This window comes from Paenibacillus sp. RU5M (genome assembly GCF_900221055.1).
GTDB classification, from domain to species: domain Bacteria; phylum Bacillota; class Bacilli; order Paenibacillales; family Paenibacillaceae; genus Paenibacillus; species Paenibacillus marchantiae.
In genome coordinates this window covers 273,698-296,446 of record NZ_OBQM01000008.1, presented here as the reverse complement: position 1 = coordinate 296,446, position 22,749 = coordinate 273,698, and the positions used below count along the sequence as shown (strand labels likewise).

Here is a 22,749-nt window from a genome sequence, read left to right as displayed (position 1 = left end):
TAAATCCGGTTTAGCTCCGGGCTGTAAACTCTGTTATGGACTCACTGATCAGATTCATGCCAAGCAGCAACTCATCCCGGCCCGGATGGCTGAAGTTCAACCGGATGTACCGATGATCCTGTTCACCCGTGGAGCAGAGGGAACCGGGAAGGAAGGACACCCCTTTTAACAGCGCTGCTTTGAGCAGAGCTCCGCTGTCCAATCCATCCGGTAACTGTACCCACAGATACATCCCCCCTTCAGGAATGCTATACTGACTGCCTTTCCAACCCGGGCGCTTCAACAATTCGAGCATAAGCTTGAGTCTGGTCTTATACTCCCTGTTCAGCATGGAGAGATGATCACTCCACTTAAAAGGAGAATGGGCAAGCAGTTGATACAATAACCGCTGATTCATGGGACTGGACTGTCCGTCTGCTATCCGTTTCACGGAGGCCATAGCCTGGATCAAGGCCGGATGTCCGGCAGCCCAACCTGTACGCAGGGCAGGTGCTACAGTTTTGCTAAACGAACCAATGTAGAGAACATGTCCACCCTGATCCGCTGTATCCAGCGCAAAGAGGGAAGGATATTTCCGGTAGAAGTCTGCTGGTTCCAATCCATCGAAATGAAGTTCACCATAGGAGTCATCTTCCACGAGCAGCACTCCGTAGCGTGAACACAGATCAAGCACAGCCTCACGCCGTTCCATACTCCAAAGCACGCCGGTTGGATTGGAAAAACTGGGTGCAGCAAAAAGCAGCTTCGGTCTCACCTGCTGCATGTGATGCTCCAAAAGGTCAGGCAAAATGCCATCCCCATCGCCTGTGACGGGCACGATTTTGGCACCTTGCATCTCCAGAACCTCGAGACAGCCTGGAGAGGTAGGATGCTCGACCAGTACGGAATCTCCAGGCTCAAGCAGCAAACGCATCACAAGATCGATGGCCTGCTGAGTCCCTGTGGTCAATAAAATCTGCTCCGGGACTGTCCGTATGCCCTTGCGAGCATTCCAATCATTGTCCAGCCATTCTCTCAACGGTCTGTACCCTGCCGGCTCGCCATACTGCAATGCGGAGGGTCCGGAACTAAATACAGACACCGCTGCTTCTTCCAGCAGTTTGAATGGAAACAGCTCCTCCGCAGGCAGTTCTTCTGCCAGAGAAATGAAATAATCCCGACCAGACATCTCACGTATGTCCCTCAGCGGTGATGTCAAAAGCCTGTTTGTACGGGAGGCGAAGAAATACTTCATCGGTCCGTTCCCCTTTCATCCCTAATCCGAACTGTGCTCGCAGTCCGTAGCCCCTACAACCTATTCCTGTTGGACACTGAATATGACCAGACCGGAAACTTGACGAGTCATCGTATATAGGGATTCATGGAACCATGCTCGTCAGGATACGGTTTTGGTCTGCCTCGCATATAAAGCGTAACGTTCAATCGCCTGTGCCCTGCTGCTTACATCCAGTTTCACGTATATTTTACGCAGGTAATTATCAATCGAACGTCTGCTAACGTTAATCTCACTGGCTATTTTATCATAGGTTACGCCCTGAACAATTCTTTCCATGATAAAAGTTTCGGTTTCTGTTAATTCAACAATAAGTTCTTCTGCAGGAGATTCGACGGGCTGAGCCCACTCTGAACTGGCTAACCATGATAAAGGAATGGATACACATCCCTCACGCAACCCGGAAATCAGATGAATCAGCTGGCTAGGGGAAGCCTGTTTGGACAGCATACCACTAGCACCAAGACTGATCAGATGACGAAATAATTTTACATTGTCCTCGTCCGTTAGAATAATGATGTGACTATGAGCCGACAGATTTTTCATTTGGGATATATACTGATCCGCCTGGCCCTCAGGAAGCCGGTAATCCATCAAAATCAGATCGGGCTGGTGAATGTTCACCAGGTCAAGACCTTCGGACCCGGTCGAAGTCATCCCCCGTACCAACAGATCCTGCTGTTCTTCCAAAATCAATTTTGTTCCCAGCATGCTGGTGGGGTGGATATCTACGATGACCACCTGCCATACTTTTTTCATTGTTGTTCCCCCTGTTATGTATTGGACAAATTCCTTTTCTACCATCAGCCATGATAATGCCTCTATCCTTGCGACAGTCCGTGTATAGAAGAAGTAAAAGTCGGATAATGTCGAAAAATAGAAAAACACTTGATACAGCTGTAAGAACAGCTCTATTTCTACTGTATTTTGCTGTCGTCACATCAGGACTTTTGTCTTCCCAAGCGAAGAAAGATCAAAATATAGTATAAATTTCCTGCATTTCTATCTAAAAAAGTCGAAAAACTTGCCCAAAGTTCCTACTTATTGCATCTATAAGAAATTGTATCCTAGGACTTCCTTCCGATGCAATCTCTTTTTATCCTATTACTCAAAGAATTTCATTTTTGCGTAATCAATAGTGGCATGATAGAATGAGGACTGGAAAATTTTTTGTACCTATAAATAACCAGGAGTGATGATATGAAACCTTCTGTCCAACCTTCTGACATCCATCACACCCGGAGCGCCAAAGGTAAGGCCGGATCTTCAGTCAAGCTGTTTCTGGTCATGTGGATTGTTCTCATTGCACTTGGAGTACTCGGAACCTACTATTATAGTAACCACCTCCAGCAACAGATGATTAATCAGCTTCAGACCCATAATCAACAGCAGATTGCAGCGCTCAAAGCCGACTACGAAAAGCAGCTAACAACGATATCCAAGGAAGTAGCGGACCTGCAGGGCCAGGTGCAGTCCTTTAATGAATTACTGACTTTCACCAAGGATAATGCAAACGATAAAACCGACAACAGCAACAAATTGTATACCCAACTGAGCGAAGTCAAAAAACAACTGGAGACACTCCAGAAAAAGATGGACCTGCTCAAATGATTACACCCGTAAAAAAGGTTAATCGTTTATTTATGCTTGCACTTGCTCCTTTTGTTGGATTGATGTTATGCATGCTGCTGATTCGTCCTCCGCTTGAACCGGGAGACTTCATTCATTCCGGTCTGGCTGAAGAGAATGTTACACCCCGGACCCAGGCAATTAGCCAAGAGCTTGCAGGGGCAAAAGAAGCTGCTGTTCAGACTTCTTCTTCTATTAAAAGAACAACACAGCTGTACAATCAGACAACGAGTACGATGTCGACGCTTGTACAGAAGGCTACGGTTCAAGCCGCTCGCCCGGAAACGATCTACAATCAACGGATCTCATCCAAGCTGGGCGTTCCGTTTGAACGGATAGACAGTGATCGAGTTACGATTGAACTCTATAGGGTCAATCCAGGCGCCTATAAAGGCTATGCGATGAAAATCAAGCTAAAAGACCCCACGGCCATGAAGATGGCTCTGGACAGCGAGCCAGGCCGATCTGAGACAACTATGCAAGCGGTCAAGCGCAGCGGTGCCATTGCCGGAATTAATGCCGGAGGATTCGCCGACAGCGGCGGAAAACGGTATCCGCTGAGTACTACCGTTATGGACGGCAAGTATGTGAATGGTTTTCAGGCCAGCTTTAAGGATCTGTTTTTTGTAGGTCTTGATAATGCCGGTAAGCTGGTAGGCGGTAAATTTTTCGACAAAAGTTCCCTGGATCGCCTACAACCCCAATTTGGTGCCACATTTGTACCCGTGCTCTTGCAGAATGGACAAAAAACGGTCATTCCCGCCAAATGGAAAGTCTCACCCAAGCGGGCTCCACGCACCGTGATCGGCAACTACAAGGACGATCAATTGTTGATTATCGTTGTTGACGGGTATAACGAAGGGGGCAGCTCAGGAGCCACCCTGGAAGAGCTGCAAGGACGTTTGTACAAACTTGGCGTCATGGACGCCTATAATCTGGATGGCGGCGGATCGTCCTCACTCATCGTGAACAACCGGGTTGTGAATAACCCTTCGGATGGGAGCCTCCGACCGGTACCTACTCACTTTTTATTTTACAAATGATGGAGTGAAGCATTTCTTTTCTTCCTATAATGGTTATAATAGAAGTAAAGATTTTGCAGGAGGTGCTATGGTATGTCATTTTCACTGACATTTTGGATTATTGCAATTGTATTGGCTCTCTTCCTTACAGGCATTCTCACTTCATCCTACAACAATGACAAAACTAAGGGCCTTTAAGGGCCAAGCCTCTCCTGGTGAGAGGTTTTTTCATTTTATAATGGGTCAAATAAACAAGCTAAACAAGAGACAAGGCTTAAAAGAATGCTTCAATTCTTCTAAGCCTTGTCTCTTGCTGTACAGTCGTCGTTTAACACAACATCCATGGAATGAAGAGGGGGCAGCGTCGTCAATAGCTAACCGCCTTTTCACCTTGGGCTTGTGCAAGATATGCTGACTGTACCTTGCTGTTTACCGACCCGCCCTCCACCAGTGTCACGTAGATGCGTTCATGATCAACAGGCTCTCCGGCAATAATCTTGATTAATTGTTCGGCTGCCAGTGCGCCCCATTTTCGTTTGGAATAATCAATCGTGACCAGTCTTGGCTGCACATATTTGCTAAGTTCAATATTATCAAATCCGATAATATCAATCTCCTGACCAATGTTTAACTCGCTATCAGCGAGCCGGTCACACATCCCAATCGCCATCTCGTCATTGAGACAAAACACCCCAACTGGTTGAGTATATTCCTGAATAATACGTTCGGCTGCCCGTTCTCCGCCACTCTTCTCGAAATCTCCGGTAATTTCGATCCATTCCACATTCGCTTCCCGCTCCGATACTTGCCTCACAGCCTTCAACCGCTGAGCCGAGTCAAATGAACCTTCAGGACCTGTCACGACATAGATCTTCGTGTGTCCCTGTTCGATCAAATGCTCCATCGCAAGGGTTGCTCCTGCCTTGTTATCCAGTAGAACCTGATTAATATTGGGGTGATCCAGTTCCCGGTCAAGAACGACAATCTTGTGTCCTATGTCTGCATATTGCATTAGTTCCTTGCTCGCAAATGTATGATCCAGAATGACAGCACCATCAATCATTCGCTCCGGAAGCATTCGATGAGATTGTTTCCCGCTGCACACAATCAGGTCGTACCCTTGCGCGTTACATACAGATTTCATACCACTAAGTAAGTCTCCATATACATCCCCGCTAAAATCCGTCAGAAATACACCCAGAATTTTGGATTCTCTCTTCTTCAATGTTCTGGCAGCAGCATTGGGAACATAGTTCAGCTCTTTGGCGATAGCCAAAATTTTGGAACGGGTCTCATCTGTCACTTTGTTGCTACCATTCAGAGCGTATGACACGGTAGAGATCGAAACTCCCGCCTGTTTGGCGATATCCTTGATACTGACCACATTCTTCGCTCCCCTGTTATGTTCATCAGGCCCTTCGAAATCGAAGGACCTGACATCTAAAATATTTATACTTGATAAAATGGACTAACGTTTACACGATTAACTGTAAATCTCAATCACGTTATTCTCGCTCAGGCTCTGTTCAAGCTCCTTACGTGAAATACGCAGTCCACCAAGACGATAAGGTTGTTGCAACCTAGTCGCATCCAGTTCCTTGCCATTCAGCACAATACGTTGTACGGCCTCTCCGCTGAGATGATAGACGAAGGTTACCTTTTTGCCGGCAAATTGGAAATCAAAATGCAAGCCATCCAAGCTGACAGGTAACACAGGGTCCAGAACCAGATCTTCTTCCTCCTGGCGAATACCCAGGGCGTTCGAAATGAGCTGATTCATGTAGATTCCCGGTCCACTGGAGTAGATTCTCCAGCCGCCCTTCACCTGCACATCTCCGGTGCGAAGCTTATCGAACTGCTCCTGCGCTGCATAACGGTTGTTGAATTTCCCGTCAGAACTGCTGAAGTAGGCATTACTCTGGCGTAGATCTGCGTTAGGAACAGCTTCCTGAATACCCACTGGATTGATAATGCCCAGCCCATTCCAGACCTCATCCGGGTTGCCCAGCTTCGCCATGGCTTCAATATAACGGATGTGAGCATGAACATATTGCAAGCCCACTTCACGTCCGAAGTTGGATGCCTGCTCTGCACGTTTGAAATGAGTGCTGACGCCGCCATCATATTGTGCTGGACGATTCATCAATCTGACACCATCCGGGCAGTACAGCTTGTCCTTGATCAGTTCATAATGGGATTGCGCTTGCTCAGGTTCCAGCAACTCGGCAATCATGCTGCGTGTCATCGGCAGCAAACGGTACTGAATACCTGTCTCGCTGTCATCCGGATGCAGCATGCGCTTCGCTTGTGCCGGATCTTCCATATATACAAAGCCCGGAATCACATCGGTATCCAACATATACTTGCTGAAGTCCCTTTTCACACCCGCTGCCATATCGCTTAATTCCGAAGAAAGCTCCGGTTTCACAGGCGCAAGCGCTCTGGATAGCTGCTTCAACGTTTGATAGGTGAGCGCCACAGTCCAGCTGCTGACCATATATTGCTTCAATTGAGCATTGGCAGGCTGTAATGTATCGTCCCAGTCCCCGTCACCATATGAAGAGAGGAATGTATCATGCAGGAAATGACTGCGGATATACTCCAGTTCTTTCTGGGCATGCTCCAGCACGCTGGCTGTCTGATCAGTAAAGTCAAAACCATGTTTTACGGTATAAGGTACTTCCTCATTCAGAATCGAATAATCCTTGGTGGCAATCAGATAATCACTTAGCACTTTGAGAGGCCAAACAATAATGTCACCATGGCTTTCTTCCTGCTGAACTTTGAAATAACGATCGAACATAAACCATTGCGGCCAGTTACCGTCATCCTCATACTGATGCGAATATACCGTCTTCAGAATGTCGCGAACCTGCTCATACTTTTGTGTAGCCATAAAGTATTCGACCGGACCCTGGCAGACATCCCGTGTACCCCAAGCTGCACCGCCATATTGCTCCAATCCGTGAGGAACAGAGTAATGCACCAGCATATTGTGGGTGTACCACCATGCAAGAGCATTCACTTTGAACAACTCATCTGCTCCTTGCTTCTGAGGTTGAGACAAATGGAACCCATTCATCACTTCTGCATAGAAGGTACGATAAGCTGCCACTTCCTCTTCGAAGCTGCGTGTCGAGGATGCAATCTGTCCTCCTTCCAACAGCCCTTGAATGGTCAATGTCCATTCAGCACTGCTGTCCAGTCGTAAAGTCGTCAGTGAGTCGTCGCCTGCGTTTACTCCACTAGCCAGTTCAGTCTCATCGCCAACCGTCACTCCTGCTCCGCTTACCCGCATGCGGTACTCCAGATTAGGATATACTTCGGCACTGAGGGAGCTGTGATCTGCCTTGAAGATCAATTCACCATTCTGCTCCGAAACATGAACAGGAAGTTCATATTCATTCACATTCATCGTAATCTGATTGGTAATCAAGTATCGATAAGCTATTCCTTTTTCCGACTTCACATGAAGATGTACTTCAGGAGTATCCAAAGTTGTATAATTCGTGATAATCAGCGTATCCTCAGCTGTTTTGTAATACCAGCGAACATAGTTGAAGCCCATTTCAAACAGGGAAGGCATCGTGAGTAGGTGGAAGATTCCTTCAACCTCGACGTAGATCCGCTGACCGGATGATTTGGGTATGTTGAGTGCGCTACGTGCATTGCTCATCATTTTATTGAAGTTCGTATTTCCCACAACCACATGGGAATTGAAGATACCATACATATAGGAAGACGTTGTGATTACGTTCTGACCCAGCTTCACATTGTTACCACTCATCAGAATATGTCCATGCGGACGTTCCACACGCATTTCCTTTTCCTTGAGCACAATATGCTCATACGTATCTGTAAAGAACGCCAGCAATTTACCATCCGCGCGCTCTTCTTGATGTCTCTTCGAAGCCGGGAAACGGGAATTCACTTCTTCTTCGGTCATCGATAAAGTAGGCAAGGGTTCACCCACTACCGGATGGAGAGATACTTTTGGGAATACGTTGGATACTGCTTGTACCGTGCTTGCATTCTCTTGACGCTTCGCTTCATACTCGTCCCAAGCCTGTTGGAGAACATCCTGGTATTCGAGTTCCTTCACCGCTTCAGCGTGGTTAGACTGAAAGAGTCCATAGAACACAAAGCGAGCTTCGCCACTCAACACCACTTTTTCGGACTGCAGGGCTGTATATGCAAATTCATACTGGTACACTTCATTCGCAAGTGTTGGCTTACCCAGACTTTCAGGGACATTCGTCTCCTTGTAACTCAAGCCAAAGAACTGAAATCCATCTGTGGAGTAACCTGCTGCACGGGTTAATGAACCCTGTTGAAGATAAGGAAAAGCCCCGCCCTGCGGTTGATTCTGCCGTGAAGCTACGATATATCCAAGTTTCGCATCCTCAAATACGGCATGGTCAATATATTGCGACAAGTAAGCCTCATTGCTGCGTACCGCACCTGGATCGGCATTGCCGACATCCTGGCCATAGACCACGTCGACCTCTTCTCCATTACCGTTTACGGTTACATCCCAGAACCATACACCTTTTGTTGTTGGAGCAAATACAACCTGATAGCCTACACCCTCAGCGGTACCTGTCCATACCATACGACTGCTGTCGGTGCTCACCTGGCTGTCGGAGTGAATGCCAAGCATTGGCACAAAACGAATGCCAGATTCACTGTGAAAACGCAAGTATAGATTGTTCATGGAGCCGTCCACCGGACTAGCCATCCACTGATTAATCATCGTTGTTCCACTTACAGCCTTGAACAAATCACCGCTTTCCCAGAACGTAAAGCACAGGTCGCCGGATTGTACGTTGATTTGAGATTTATTCATGGTCTTCATATATCTATTCATATCCTCCTATCCTGCCTTGTTCCCTGCTGCTGAACAGAAGAGAAGAAGGCAGTGCAGATTTGCTGCTTTTGTATGATGAGTTCAATCATTCATCGATATGAGGTGTATCCCATTACACCAGCTTGAACGTGCTCTCCAATGTATCGCGGCTATTCGGCCCTACGAAAATGTGGAATGTTCCCTTATCACTGCGATGACTCAAATCGGAATGATGATAACGAAGCTGTTCTTCGTTTAATGTAAATGCAGCCGTACCACTTTCACCCGGTGCGAGTGACAGCTTGACATACCCTTTCAGCTCACGCATTGGACGTACAACTTCACCAGTGACATCACGTACGTACAACTGAACCGTCTCTACGCCAGCACGTTCGCCAGCATTGGTTACACGCACTTGGATTGTCAGAGGTTGATCAGCAGTCATTTCATTGCTTGAAACTTCCAGGTCACCATACTCAAACGAGGTGTATGACAAGCCGTAGCCAAACGGAAGCAGCGGATCATTCGGACTATCAATATATTTGGAAACATAACGCTCTTCCGTCTTTTGCGGATTGAGTGGACGTCCTGTATTAAAATGATTGTAATATACCGGTATCTGACCTACAGATTGCGGGAAGGACATCGTCAGACGCGCAGATGGATTCACCACACCTGTCAATACATCGGCAATGGCCGCTCCACCCTCACTGCCCGGGAACCACGCTTCAAGCACAGCATCGGATTCTTCAAATACACCATGTAAGTCCAGAGGGCGACCGTTGAAAATAACGCTGGCGATTGGTTTGCCGGCTGCTTTGAGCTGTTTAACCAATTCCAGTTGAGCTGCTGGCAAACGAATATCCGTACGCGATCCACCTTCACCACTCATTTCGGAATCTTCACCAAGTGCAAGCACGATCAGATCGGCTTTGCTTGCTACTTCAAGCGCTTCAGCAATCTGTTCAGCGGTGATCGTGTGAACGTTGCTGCCTTGAGCAATATGAACTTTCCCGGCAGTAAGACGTTCCTGCAAAGCAGTTCCGAGTTTAACGGCATCTTCTTTGACACCTTCACAGGACCACCATCCGAGAATGTCTTCACTTTGGGCAAAAGGTCCAATTAACGCTACATTGGCTTCTGGCTTGAGTGGAAGAACGTCATTATCATTTTTCAACAATACAGCAGATTTGGTTGCAAGCTCATACGATACCTGACGATGTTCTTTCGAGAACACGATCTCGCGCTCACGCTCCGGATCCGCTGCACGCAGTGGATTATCGAACAATCCCAGCTTTTCTTTCAGTTGCAGAATACGCAGCACCGCTTCATCAATAAGCTTTTCTTCCACTTCTCCGTTCTTGATCAACTCTGGCAGATGATGAACATAACAAGGTGTCATCATCTCGATGTCCACTCCTGCACGAATGGCGCGGTATGCAGCTTCACGATCATCTTCAGCTGCGCCATGAGCAATCATCTCGCGAATGGAAGCCCAATCCGAGATCAATACACCATCAAAGCCCCACTCGTCACGCAAGATGTCACGCATGAGCTTCTCATTTCCGCTCGCTGGAATACCCTCTACAGTATTGAATGAAGCCATAACCATTTCGACGCCTGCATCCAGTGCTGCCTTGTAAGCCGGTAAATAGTACTCACGCAAGTTGCGTTCAGACATGTCGACCGTGTTGTAATCACGACCACCTTCTGCTGCCCCATATGCTGCAAAGTGTTTTACACAAGCCGCCAGACGATCCGGCTCATCCTTCAAACTGTCGCCCTGATATCCACGTACAAATGCCGCAGAGAACAGACTGTTCAAATAAGGATCTTCGCCTGTCGTCTCCATTACTCGACCCCAACGCGGATCACGAACAAGATCGACCATCGGTGCAAAAGTGACATGGAGGCCAGATACGGCGGATTCACGTGCTGAAATCTCAGCACTTTTCTCAGCCAGTTCGGTGTCCCATGAACAGCCAATGGCTAGCGGGATGGGGAAAATGGTCTTAAAACCATGCACGACGTCCGCCATGAACAAGAGCGGAATGCCGAGACGGCTTTTTTTCAGGTAAGCTTGCTGTACATCTATAATGGCCTGTGCACCAGACAATCCCAGAATGGAGCCACTGGCATCCACGGACTGCTCCGTGATTCCCATCTCTTCCATTGGACCTGTGATCTGACCTTCAACATTGGTTCCTTCATAAAAGTTAGCGGTCAGCTGAAGCAGCTGGGCCGTTTTTTCTTCCAGGGTCATTTGGTTTACAAGGTCTAGCAACTGCTCGTTATTCATAGACATTATCCTCCACTACATGTTGTTGAAATAAAGAACCCGGCTGCGTTCGGGGAGAGACCGCGCACCGGGTTCGATTGGATGGGACAGACAGAACACACCTGTCATATCCCATCTTGCTAATTACTGAATGATTACTTGAATTCTTTGTTCAGTTCATCCAGATAAGGTTGAACCAGGGACATTTTACTGTTTACCCATTCTTTCCAGTTCGCTTCAAGATCTCCATTTTTGAGGATCAAGTTGGCATATTCATTCTGGTAGTCGAATGAAGCCTGACTTTTAGCTTTGGAATCGTACAGGTTGATATCCCAGTCGTATGTTGCGAGTGACTGACCTTCTGTACCGAGTTTTGCTTTTTCCTCGAACAGCTTCACAGCTCTATCACGGTAATCCTTTTTAATTGCAGGGTTTACAACACTAAAGTCGTCACCCAGCAGGTACAGACCTTCGAAACGTGCTGGGTATTTGTCTTCCAGAACAGTTCCTTCTGGCAGCAAGCTAACCAGTTCTTTGTTTTCATCATATTTCCAATCTTTACCTTCGAAGCCCATGTTGATGAGCAGTTGTCCTTCTTTGGTAGTCGAGTAGTCGATCAGATCCATGATCCGTTCGAATTTCTCGTCACTGATGTTCGGATTGAAGATCAATGCAGACCAGAAGTTCGCTTGCTCCATGTTGCGGTATTTCCCATCATCACCCAATACGATTGCTGTGTGTACCAGGTCATCACTATCTACACCCAGATTCTTTCTCATATCGGAATCCAGACCTTGTCTGTACGAAGCCAGTCCGCCCAGACTTGTTACTGCAGCTGTACCTGTTACTTTGAAGTTGTTTTGACCTTCATTGTTTTTCCATGTGTAGAACTCAGGATTGAGCAAGCCATCTTTGTAGGCTTTTTGCATCAATTTAAGTCCTGTCAGAGTTTCAGGATCTGATGGTCCCCAGTGGAACTGTCCATCTTCTCCTTTATAGAACGGAGAGTCAGTCATGGCATGCACACTGTTCGGCATAATGATATTCGTCATGGCATCTGCCGCATTGTAGGACAGAGGTACAAGTTTGTTGCCCACTTTGCCTGGATCTTTTTCTTTCACAAGCTCAGCGTATTCATTCAATTCAGTAGTTGTATATGCATCTTTCAGTTCGAAACCAACCGCTTCAGCCCAGTCTTTGCGAAGCGCAATAACACCAATTTGGTTCGTCAATGGGTCAGCAGGTTTGTTCTCGAAATAGATTGGTCTTGGCAGGACGTATGTTCCACCCGTCAGTTCTTCCAGCTTGTCTCCAAGACCGGTCAACTTGTAGGCTGCTGCCACGTTAGGCCAGCGTTCTTTCCAGTCATCCGGGAATTTGTAGAACAGGCCTTGATCAATACTGTTCATGGCATCGCCATGCACGTAGTTCCATACTGCTACATCCGGCAAATCGCCAGAGTTGATCCACAGACGAAGCTTCTCGCCCCATGAATCCCAATCGATATAGTTGTAATCCCATGTTACATTGAACTTGTCTGTCCAGAACTTGTGGAAGTCATTATCCAAGTTCCCGTTTTTAATTTCTGTCAGGTTAGCTACTGAGATGGTCAGGTTGTCTTTGTAATTTCCCTCTGCATCTTTTTCGTTACCACCTGAAGCTCCTTGGCTGGAACAAGCGGTCACCATCAGCATAACTACACTAAGCGTGATGGCAAAGAGAGCTCTTACTGACAACTTTTTGTTCGTTTTCATGTTTTACCCCCATGTTTTTTAGTAGAATTTTAATGCAAAATCCTATACGTATAATCAGGTCTTGATAGCCCCTGTTAATACCCCTTTGGCAAAGTGTTTTTGCAGCATTGGGAAGAAACACATAATTGGTACCATGGTGACAAATACTGCCGCCATCTTCATACCCATTGAGAAATTGCTTGCTTGGGCAGCATCCACACTGGATGCATTGGATGCGTTCGTCTGGGATGTGACGATAATGTTTCTGAGTACATTCTGGAGCGGTAACTGATCCGCTTTTCGAAGGAATATCATCGCATCATACCAACTGTTCCAGTACGCCACACCGTAGAACAACGTGATTGTAGCCATAATTGGTGTAGCCAGCGGAAGAACAACTGAGAACAGAATTCTCCACTCTCCTGCTCCATCCAATCTCGCCGATTCCATCAGCGATTCAGGCAAGGTATAGAAGTAGTTCATCATCAGAATCATGTTGAAAGCACTGAAGCTTCCCGCCAGGATAACGGACCACAGCGTACCTGTAAGGTGAAGTGATTTCATGATCAGGTACAGCGGTACAATACCACCATTAAAGATCATGGTGAACAGTACTAAGAAAAAGAGAAATTTCTTGAACGGAAATTTGTTGCGACTAAGGCCATATGCCATGCTTGTTGTCAGGAACAAGCTGAGTGGCAAACCGATGACTAGCAAAATAATTGTATTTTTGTACCCCGACAGAATCGTTCCGTCAGCGAACAACGCCTTATAGGAATCCAATGTCCATTCTTTAGGGAACATCAAAAATGGATTGTCAGCATATTCTTTTTGTGTTGCGAACGAGATCATAATGACATTCCAGAACGGAATCAGAATCATCAGAGCAAGCACAAGTAAAATGGCGAAAATAATGTAATCGAGAAATGTCATTTTTTCTGTACCAATTCTCGGTTTTTTGTTAGACTTCTTACTCATTTCATTTTTCCTCCTCTCTTATCGGAACAAACCGTCTCCGCCAAGCCACTTGGCAAATCTGTCTGCGAGAAGCAGCAAGACCATATTCACGAGGGAACGGAACAAGCTGACCGCTGTCGAGAATGAGAAGTCCGTTGAGGACTGGAACGTAATCCGATAGATATATACATCCAATACTTCCGATACATTTTTAGTTGCGGCATTTGCCAAGTTGAAGATCTGGTCGAAACCGGAAGACATCAATCCACCAACCGACAGAATGAACATGACGGTGATTGTTGGAAGAATGTTTGGCAATGTAATCTTGAACATTTGCTGCATACGGGAAGCACCGTCAATCTGCGCCGATTCATACTGATCCTGATCGATACCGGAAATGGCTGCCAGGAAGATAATCGCACCCCATCCGCTTGATTTCCAAATATCCGTCAACAGCAGCATCGGTACAAAGTTAGACTCGGAACCAAGGAAGTTAATGGTTGGCAATCCAAGCAAACCAAGTGCGCTGTTTACCAGTCCGTCATAAGCCAAGACGTTGATGACTACCCCGGATACGATGATCCATGAAAGGAAGTGAGGGAACGTAAGAACCGTCTGGAACCACTTTTTCCCTCTGCGCATCCGCAATTCATTCAACAACAGGGCAAGAATAATCGGGAACGGGAACTGAATAATCAGTTTTAGAATGTTGATGTACAGCGTCCGCCATACCGCGTCAATAAAGGTTGGATCCCGGAAAACGTATTTGAAATTCTCAAATCCGCTCCATGGGCTTCCCCAGATCCCCAGGTTTGCCTTGTAGTCTTTAAACGCAAGAGACAGGCCACCCATTGGCATGTAGGCAAACAGGATCAGCCAGACGAGCCCTGGAATAAGCAGGGTGTACGTCATTCTGTGCTTCCAGATTTCACTCCAGAGCGAATTGCCTTTCAAGTTTCCCTTCAGCTTTTTGCTAGGTCCTTCGGCTGCAGGTTTCAAATTGCATCTCCTCACTCTACTTTGGTCTTGTCGTTATACAGAAAATCAAACATTGTTCTCAGGTGTTGCTCCCAGAATCTCCATTCATGGGTACCCGGTGTCTCCACATACCGAAACTCAAAATCCGTTTCCTGCATGTATTCCGCGAATTTGCGATTCATATCCACAAACGGATCAATGTCACCACAACAACTCAGAATATCCGGTAAATCTCCACCTTGCTTCAACAGCTTGGCAGACAGTGCGTACAGGTCCTGATCAGGTTTTACCTGTAACCGTTCTCCAAAAACCGCTTTCATTTCCTTGATCATGCCTGATGGCATCTCCAGATCGTGAAGCCGGGTCTGAATATCAGTTACACCTGATAAGGACACCGCTTTGCGGTACCTCTCGGGATATGTCAGTGCACATTTCAATGCACCGTACCCACCCATGGATAGACCGGCTACGAAAGTCTTTGCCGGGTCTGTATTGAGATTGAGCTGACGCCTGCAGAATTCAGGCAGCTCCTGAGTGATGTAATGGAAGTAATTCAGGCCGTATTCCATATCGGTGTAATAGCTTCGGTTCGCTTCCGGCATAATGATGGTACAGCCATATTGTTGCGCATACATTTCAATTGTAGTCAAACGTTGCCATGTACTTGCGTTATCGCCTGCCCCATGCAGCAAATATAGCGTACCGCCTGAAGTGTCTCCGGAGTCACTGGACACTACATGTATGCTTGTATTCATGCATAACGTAGGCGATCCGGTTTCGATCGTTATATGCGCCATATGTAACCCCTCTCATCGTCGGCTGCTGTCTGTAAACTTCTGTTTCTCTGCCTTTTTGTTGCAACTTCCAGTGATTCCCCCGTATTTCGCTCGGTTATCGAAACGATTTTCTCGAATCGTTTCAAAACATAGCCAACGTTGATTTACTTGGACTTGATTACAACACATTTTACGTGGAAGCGATTTCTTCGAATCGTTTCGAATAAATCATAATCCCGAAGTACAAACCCTGTCAATAACCTTTTTACAAATTTCGCGCTTTTTTCTCAAAAAACTGATTTTCCGTGATAAAATTTGCGTCAAAAGGCACTTTTAATTTGAAACAATTTCCTTTAAGTAACCGTTTGCACCTATTCATTGACATTGAACTTCGTTTGTACTAACATAAGTTCTAATTTTTGATCCAGATTGCGGAAACGTTTCACCAACAGTTAAAATTCTTCTTTTTTAGAAAGGATGTTAAGATGTCTAGTATTATTAATTCTTTTGTTCATCACATAGATGAGCAGCAGTTAAACGTTCATTCTGTTCGGGTATTGCAGAGAGGGGTTACAATCGGAGCGTGGGATCGCACCAGCGATATGCGCCGCTTACAGCATTCTGTCAGCAAATCGTTCACCTGCATGGCGATTGGACTTGCTTTGGATGCGGGCACACTTACACTTGAATCCAGACTAGGAGACTATTTCACATCACCAACACCTGCTTCCCATTTAACAGCCTTCCCTCCTGCGGACCTCACCCTGTACGATTTGCTGCGAATGTCATCGGGGCATGACGTACCTGTGTTATGGGCAGAAGAGCGAGCCACCCTTCCTGAGAAAGATTGGGCGAAATATTACATGTCCCTTCCTTTGAACAGAGTTCCTGGTGAAACGTTTACATACAGCAGTGCAGATACGTTTATGATCTCCGCCATGTTCCAGGCTGCCTCTGGTCAAACCGTTAAGGACTATCTGACTCCCCGGCTATTCGAGCCACTGGGCATTACGAATGTAGAGTGGGAGACTTCTCCCTTAGGCATTACATTGGGCTGTGCGGGCCTGCAACTCACCAATGAGGAATTAGGCAGGTTCGGTCAACTGTTGCTTCAGGAGGGCCACTGGAACGGCGAGCAGCTCATTCCTGCGGAATGGATCCGATTAGCGACAACACAACAGATCCCTACACCAGGAGACGGCGACTGGGGACAAGGTTATGGATATCAATTCTGGAGATGTTCCCATAACGCTTACCGTGCTGATGGCGCCAATGGTCAACTATGTGTTGTCCTACCGGAGCTGGAGTCCGTCGTTGCCATCAATAGTGATGAACAAAATATGCAAGCCATTCTTGATCATGTATGGTCAGATATATTGCCTATTCTGGAGGGGATCATTTGATTATACGAGCAGCCACTCAGGCAGATTATGCGGAGTTGAGAATCATCTATCTCGAGTCGCGACGTGCCCGGTTCCACTGGGCTAAGCCGGAAGAGCTGTCCCTACAGGATTTTGATACAGACACCGTTGAAGAATATATCCTCGTGGCTGAAAATGAAGAAGGACAGCTTCTCGGCTTCGCTTCGCTATATCTTCCCGAGAACTTTATTCACCTTCTGTTTATCCATCCCGGTTTTATCGGCGGGGGTACAGGTTCACGCTTACTTGATGCGTCAATTTCACTTATGCAGCAGCCTGTTCGATTGAAATGTGTATCTGATAATCATAAAGCAATTGGCTTTTACGAACGACAGGGTTGGAAAAAAGTCATTGAAGAAGGTACACCCGGGGAGAAATATTGGGTGATGGAATACAACACGAATAGCTGAATCCATTCGTTTGATCCCGGTAAATTGGAAGTGGACATGATTTTTCCACACAAAAAAAGTATCATGACCTTTAGAGGCCATGATACTTTTTATTTTACCCGTGCTGTGGAAGCTGGGTCATTTCATCTAAACATTGTGCGCATATGTAACGCTCTTTGAACTCATTGACTTCTTCCATCGATCCACAAAAAATACATTTTGGACGGTATCTCTCTAGAATGATATGGTCCCCTTGTACTAAGATCTCTACAGGATCTCCCTCATTCATTTGATACCTTTTACGCAAAGATTTAGGCAATACGATCCTACCCAATTGGTCAACTTTGCGAACGACTCCAGCTGGCTTCATAGCTACGGCACACCTCTCCTATCTTACTCTAAATTTCTAGGTACATTTGTACTATGTTTATTAATTCGCCAAGATTTTGTCGAATCCTGCTGGAAAAAAACATTTTTTGTCCTTTTTTTTGAAAAATGTTTTTTTAGCGAATTCTAACCGTCACTTATACGCGAATTGGATTAATCAAGACCCGGGAAATTAAGTTGACGCAATGCCTCATACACAATGATTGCTGCTGAGTTTGACAAGTTCAATGATCTAACATCACCTGTCATCGGCATCTTCATACAAGTTTCTGGATTAGCAGCAATTAACTCTGGAGGAAGGCCTTTGGTCTCTTTACCGAACACCAGAAAATCTCCATCCTGAAACTTAAAATCGCTATAACGGTTCTTTGCCTTCGTGGTTGCGTAGAAGAAACGCCCTTCAGGATACTGTTCCTGAACCTCGGCAAACGAATCATGATATTCAATATGAACGGCATGCCAGTAATCCAGACCCGCGCGTTTCAGTGTGGCATCATCCGTACGGAATCCAAGTGGACGCACGAGATGCAAATGTGTGCCGGTAGCCGCACATGTACGAGAAATATTGCCCGTATTTGCCGGAATCTCCGGTTCAACCAGAACGATATGTAAAGCCATATGTGTTCAATCTCCTTTTCATTTCATGTAAACGACAATTCTCTAATCTTAAAGAAAAGCCCTCCACACGTCAATGTGGAAGGCTCTGGTAAAACACAAGTGTAATGCTTGAATTCACAACTCGCTGCCAGGTTATTTATCCATTAGTCTTCTGGAAGTGGGACATGAAGTCCGTAAGTGCTTTAACACTTTCATATGGAGCAGCATTGTAAATGGAAGCACGCAGGCCGCCAACACTCCGATGCCCTTTCAGACCAACAAATCCTTCTTGCTCCGAAGCCTTGATAAACTGTTTCTCCAAGTCCTCGTTAGCTAAGCGGAAGGTCACATTCATCAGGGAACGATCTGCCGGATTTACACAGCCACGGTAGAAGTCTCCGGAGGAATCGATCGCATTATAGAGCAAATCCGCTTTCTTCACGTTCTTCTGTTCAATTCCAGCCAATCCGCCTTGTTCCTCGATCCATTTCAGAACCTCGTTCACCATGTATACGGAGAAGGACGGTGGTGTATTATAGAGAGAATTGTTGTCCACATGTGTACTATAACGAAGCATCGTCGGAATCGTTTTAGGAGATTCACTAACCAGTTCTTCGCGAGCAATAACAACCGTAATCCCTGATGGGCCCAGGTTTTTCTGTGCACCCGCATAGATCATGCCGAATTGATTAAGGTCAAACGGTTTGCAGAAAATGTCACTCGACATGTCGGCAATAAGTGGAACTGAACCGGTATCCGGGAATGACTTGAATTGAGTTCCCTCAATTGTTTCGTTAGACGTCAAATGAACATAAGCTGTGCGATCCGGGAAGCTAAGATTCGACACATCCGGCAATTTCATATATTTATCCGCTTCGGAAGATGCAGCGACCTGCGTCTCCCCAATCAGTTTCGCCTCAGACAGTGCCTTCTTGGCCCAGCTGCCTGTCATGACGTAACTGGCTGTCTGCCCTTCCCCGAGCAGGTTCATCGGCAGCATGGCGAACTGAGTGCTGGCTCCGCCCTGAAGGAAGAGGACCTTGTATCCCTTGGGGTTGCCTAGCAGAGACAACAAACGCTCCTGAGCTTCATTATGTACAGATTCGTACACCGCTCCACGGTGAGACATCTCCATAATCGACATCCCTGTATTCCGAAAATCAACAAATTCTGCCTGAGCACGCTCCAGAACCTCAAGTGGCAACGCCGCAGGTCCTGCATTAAAATTATACGCTCTCTTTGTCACAAAATCCCCCGCCCTTTCCATCCGTAGCTGACATATGAAGTGAATATTATCGCTATGATATCAGTATTCCCTATCTGCTTCAAGGGCAATAAGCACCGAAGCTGCGAATCAGGGTTATCAAATTCCTTTATCACCCTGCAAAGTTAATGCACTACATCGTTCAATTCAAGGAAAAGCCTCCGAGAGCGAGTCCCGGAGGCTTTACATTGGGAACAGTTTCTGTTCCGACTGGATTAGCAGTCGAAGTAGAGGCTGTACTCATGCGGATGAATGCGAATTGCCACTGCTTTTGCTTCGTCACGTTTGAGGTTGATATAGTTTTCGATGAATTCTTTCGTGAAGACGCCGCCTTCAGTCAAGAATTCGTTGTCCGCTGCCAGAGCGTCAAGCGCTTCTTCCAGGGAAGCTGGCACACTGCGGATATTTTCTTTGTCTGCATCAGACAAATCATAGATGTTTTTGTCGAGTGGACCATATCCAAGCTCAGTTGGGTTGATTTTGCGTTTGATTCCATCCAGACCCGCCATCAGCATTGCAGCGAAAGCCAGATAAGGGTTAGCTGTGGAGTCCGGTGTACGGAACTCGATACGACAACCTTTTGGTGTCACAGCTGCAACCGGAATACGTACTGCTGCCGAACGGTTACCTTTGGAGTAAACCAGGTTAACCGGTGCTTCATAACCAGGTACGAGACGTTTGAATGAGTTCGTACTAGGGTTAGTCAAAGCAATCAGAGCTGGTGCGTGGTACAAAATGCCTCCGATGTAGTGCAGAGCCATTTCGCTCAGGTTTGCATATCCCGCTTTGTCATAGAACAATGGGGAATCGCCATCGAAGATGGATTGGTGAACGTGCATTCCGCTACCATTGTCACCAAACAGTGGTTTTGGCATGAATGTTGCTACTTTACCATATTGACGTGCAGTGTTATGCACGATGTATTTGTATACAAGCAGGTTATCTGCTGTTTTCTTCAACGTATCAAAACGGAAGTTAATTTCGGCTTGACCAGCTGTCGCCACTTCGTGGTGATGACGCTCGATCGACAGGCCCGCTTCTTCCAAAATGCGACACATTTCACTACGAATATCTTGTTGTGTATCCACTGGAGCTACAGGAACGTATCCGCCTTTAGTGCGAACTTTGAAGCCCAGGTTACCGCCATCTTCCTTACGGTTGGTGTTCCAAGAAGCTTCTTCGGAATCTACGAAATAAGAAGAGCTGTTCGTGCCGCTCTCATAACGTACATCGTCGAAGATGAAGAATTCGGATTCAGGTGCGAAAAATGCTGCTGTACCTACTCCGCTTTCTTTCAGGAACTCTTCGGCTTTGACTGCGATACCGCGTGGGTCACGCTCATAACGCTCGCCATCCGGAGTGAAGATATCACACATAACATTCAATGTAGGGTGTGCTGTGAACGGATCGACAAAAGTCGCTTCAGGATCTGGAATCATAACCATATCGGACTCTTCAATTCCGCGGAAACCTTGAATAGAAGAACCATCAAAGGCTACTCCATTTACAAAAGTGTCTGCGTCAACTGCCGAAGCTGGTAACGAGATGTGGTGCGCACGACCGGATAAATCTACAAAACGAAAATCTACCCACTCGATGTTGTTCTCTTGAATTGATTTCAATACGTTTTCAACCGACATGTATTCGTCCTCCCAAATATTCCGAACATTAAACAACCCCGCTAAGAAAATGTCCATATTCGAATTTTTTTCTGTCGTCATTATAAAATCTCAAATGTGACATCGTCAATACTTATGTAAGGTATTTTTTGCAACTATGTAAGCTATGCTAACATTTTATAAACCTATTGATTTCACTTAACAACGTAAATACACTATATTTAACTGGTTTAATGCGGTAAAGCAGGGGTATATTTAGCCTAAATTATGGAAATAACATTACATCATAAATGTTTCTTATCACCTATGATTAATAAATGCGTTCAAGGCTCCAAATAACATAAAAACCGGACATTTTGTCCTAGCCTCATTCTCATCGAACGGAGCCAGGGCAGATGCCCGGATGATATATATTACCTATGCTATGAAGATCAGTTATACGCCTACTCGTGCTGGAAAGAACTCCGCCGGTTGTTTGGCTGTGTTGAATGTTTTACCCACGATTGGTGCCAATTTCTCCAGATCCTGAAGCAGGTTGGCAAATTGGTCAGGGAACAAAGATTGCACGCCGTCACCCGTCATGGAATTATCCGGGTCCGTATGCATTTCGATAATTAGGCCGTTAGCACCAGCAGCAACAGAAGCCTTCGTCATCGGTTCAACCAGCTCACGGCGACCCGTACCATGACTTGGGTCCGAAATGACTGGCAGATGACTGAGAGACTGCAGAACAGGGATGGCCGACAAGTCGAGCGTATTGCGTGTGTAGGATTCGAATGTACGAATACCACGCTCACACAACATTACATTCGGGTTGCCACCCGCAAGAATGTATTCAGCCGCATTCAACAGCTCATCATAAGTTGCACTGAAACCACGTTTCAGCAGTACCGGTTTGCCACACTCACCCAATTTGCGCAGCAAATCGAAGTTCTGCATGTTCCGTGTACCTACTTGCAGAATGTCTGCGTACTCGGCACAAATATCCACATATTCAGGCGTCATGACTTCTGTAATGGTCAACAGGTCATGTTTCTTGCCTGCTTCAGCCATCATGATCAGACCTTCAACACCCGTTCCCTGGAAGCTGTACGGACCTGTACGTGGCTTAAATGCACCACCGCGCAGCACCTGTCCACCAGCAGCCTTAACCAGTCCGGCAATCTCATCAATCTGTGCAGCTGATTCAACCGCACAAGGTCCGCCCATAACGACGAGTTCTTTGCCGCCAATATCTACTCCTTTGATGGAGATTACGGTATCTTGAGGATGGAAGTCACGGCTTGCCAATTTGTAAGACTTCGAAATCTTGACGACATTCTCCACACCTTTCATTTGACGGAGATGCTCAGCCATTTTCGGCTCTACTTTACCAATAAGGCCAATGATGGTGCGGTCCTCTCCACGCGAGATATGAACCTGAAGCCCTTCCTTTTCAATTGTAGCGACGATATCCTGAATATGTTCCTCCGGAGTAGCTTTACCTGCAATAACGATCATTATAAATCCCATCCTTCCTTGTATGAGAGCGCCTAAGCGCGTCTGATTTAATCTCCAAAACTCTTCTTCACTTAAACGCT

Annotated in this window: 18 protein-coding genes; 4 read left to right on the top strand and 14 right to left on the bottom strand. The window is 46.3% G+C overall.

Annotated elements, in window-relative coordinates; translation table 11 throughout:
- Positions 1-10: 10 nt before the first annotated feature.
- Positions 11-1,234, bottom strand: a complete 1,224-nt coding sequence (locus CRO25_RS22875) for a PLP-dependent aminotransferase family protein (protein ID WP_063564258.1) — start codon at positions 1,232-1,234, stop codon at positions 11-13.
- Positions 1,235-1,375: 141 nt separating this feature from the next.
- On the bottom strand, positions 1,376-2,032 hold the full coding sequence (locus CRO25_RS22870) for a response regulator transcription factor (RefSeq protein WP_063564257.1): 657 nt from the start codon (positions 2,030-2,032) through the stop codon (positions 1,376-1,378).
- Between the two features lie 441 nt (positions 2,033-2,473).
- On the opposite strand from CRO25_RS22870, the gene CRO25_RS22865 reads away from it, so the two are divergent.
- Entirely contained in the window at positions 2,474-2,884 is a 411-nt protein-coding gene (locus CRO25_RS22865; protein ID WP_063564256.1) for a hypothetical protein, read from the top strand.
- Positions 2,881-3,945, top strand: coding sequence for a phosphodiester glycosidase family protein (locus CRO25_RS22860; RefSeq protein ID WP_063564255.1), 1,065 nt, complete (start codon positions 2,881-2,883; stop codon positions 3,943-3,945). The genes CRO25_RS22865 and CRO25_RS22860 overlap by 4 nt, the downstream gene beginning before the upstream one ends.
- A 346-nt stretch (positions 3,946-4,291) precedes the next feature.
- Here the strand turns inward: CRO25_RS22860 and CRO25_RS22855 are convergent, their stop codons facing one another.
- The 7 genes from CRO25_RS22855 to CRO25_RS22825 form a co-directional block, all read right to left on the bottom strand.
- Entirely contained in the window at positions 4,292-5,308 is a 1,017-nt protein-coding gene (locus tag CRO25_RS22855) for a LacI family DNA-binding transcriptional regulator (protein ID WP_063564254.1), read from the bottom strand.
- 99 nt (positions 5,309-5,407) lie between these two features.
- Entirely contained in the window at positions 5,408-8,779 is a 3,372-nt protein-coding gene (locus tag CRO25_RS22850; protein WP_063564253.1) for a GH36-type glycosyl hydrolase domain-containing protein, read from the bottom strand.
- A 124-nt stretch (positions 8,780-8,903) separates the two neighbouring features.
- Entirely contained in the window at positions 8,904-11,069 is a 2,166-nt protein-coding gene (bglX, locus tag CRO25_RS22845; RefSeq protein WP_079696556.1) for a beta-glucosidase BglX, read from the bottom strand.
- Between the two features lie 134 nt (positions 11,070-11,203).
- Entirely contained in the window at positions 11,204-12,802 is a 1,599-nt protein-coding gene (locus CRO25_RS22840; RefSeq protein ID WP_063564251.1) for an extracellular solute-binding protein, read from the bottom strand.
- Between the two features lie 54 nt (positions 12,803-12,856).
- A complete protein-coding gene (locus CRO25_RS22835; protein WP_063564250.1) occupies positions 12,857-13,759 on the bottom strand; it encodes a carbohydrate ABC transporter permease in 903 nt (300 codons plus the stop codon).
- 18 nt (positions 13,760-13,777) lie between these two features.
- Positions 13,778-14,737, bottom strand: coding sequence for a sugar ABC transporter permease (locus CRO25_RS22830; protein WP_063564249.1), 960 nt, complete (start codon positions 14,735-14,737; stop codon positions 13,778-13,780).
- An 11-nt stretch (positions 14,738-14,748) separates the two neighbouring features.
- Positions 14,749-15,513, bottom strand: coding sequence for an alpha/beta hydrolase family protein (locus tag CRO25_RS22825; protein WP_079696555.1), 765 nt, complete (start codon positions 15,511-15,513; stop codon positions 14,749-14,751).
- A gap of 464 nt (positions 15,514-15,977) precedes the next feature.
- Here CRO25_RS22825 and CRO25_RS22820 point away from each other — a divergent pair, with 464 nt between their 5' ends.
- Both CRO25_RS22820 and CRO25_RS22815 read left to right on the top strand, forming a co-directional pair.
- Positions 15,978-16,895, top strand: a complete 918-nt coding sequence (locus tag CRO25_RS22820) for a serine hydrolase (RefSeq protein WP_079696554.1) — start codon at positions 15,978-15,980, stop codon at positions 16,893-16,895.
- Positions 16,892-17,323, top strand: coding sequence for a GNAT family N-acetyltransferase (locus CRO25_RS22815; RefSeq protein ID WP_072734025.1), 432 nt, complete (start codon positions 16,892-16,894; stop codon positions 17,321-17,323). Before CRO25_RS22820 ends, CRO25_RS22815 begins: the two co-directional genes overlap by 4 nt.
- Before the next feature lie 94 nt (positions 17,324-17,417).
- Here CRO25_RS22815 and CRO25_RS22810 read toward each other — a convergent pair whose 3' ends face one another.
- From CRO25_RS22810 to aroF, 5 genes are all read right to left on the bottom strand, one after another.
- A complete protein-coding gene (locus CRO25_RS22810) occupies positions 17,418-17,672 on the bottom strand; it encodes an AbrB/MazE/SpoVT family DNA-binding domain-containing protein (protein WP_024629045.1) in 255 nt (84 codons plus the stop codon).
- A 170-nt stretch (positions 17,673-17,842) separates the two neighbouring features.
- The gene (trmL, locus tag CRO25_RS22805; RefSeq protein ID WP_063564245.1) at positions 17,843-18,307 is read right to left on the bottom strand and encodes a tRNA (uridine(34)/cytosine(34)/5-carboxymethylaminomethyluridine(34)-2'-O)-methyltransferase TrmL; all 465 of its coding nucleotides are present in this window, start codon (positions 18,305-18,307) and stop codon (positions 17,843-17,845) included.
- A gap of 136 nt (positions 18,308-18,443) precedes the next feature.
- Complete coding sequence (gene serC / locus CRO25_RS22800; RefSeq protein WP_170867852.1) at positions 18,444-19,553, bottom strand: 3-phosphoserine/phosphohydroxythreonine transaminase; 1,110 nt, start codon at positions 19,551-19,553, stop codon at positions 18,444-18,446.
- 212 nt (positions 19,554-19,765) lie between these two features.
- Positions 19,766-21,190 (bottom strand): type I glutamate--ammonia ligase, encoded by a 1,425-nt coding sequence (gene glnA, locus CRO25_RS22795; protein ID WP_063564243.1) that lies wholly within the window; start codon positions 21,188-21,190, stop codon positions 19,766-19,768.
- Positions 21,191-21,604: 414 nt separating this feature from the next.
- Positions 21,605-22,669, bottom strand: coding sequence for a 3-deoxy-7-phosphoheptulonate synthase (aroF, locus tag CRO25_RS22790; RefSeq protein WP_063564242.1), 1,065 nt, complete (start codon positions 22,667-22,669; stop codon positions 21,605-21,607).
- Between the last annotated feature and the right edge of the window lie 80 nt (positions 22,670-22,749).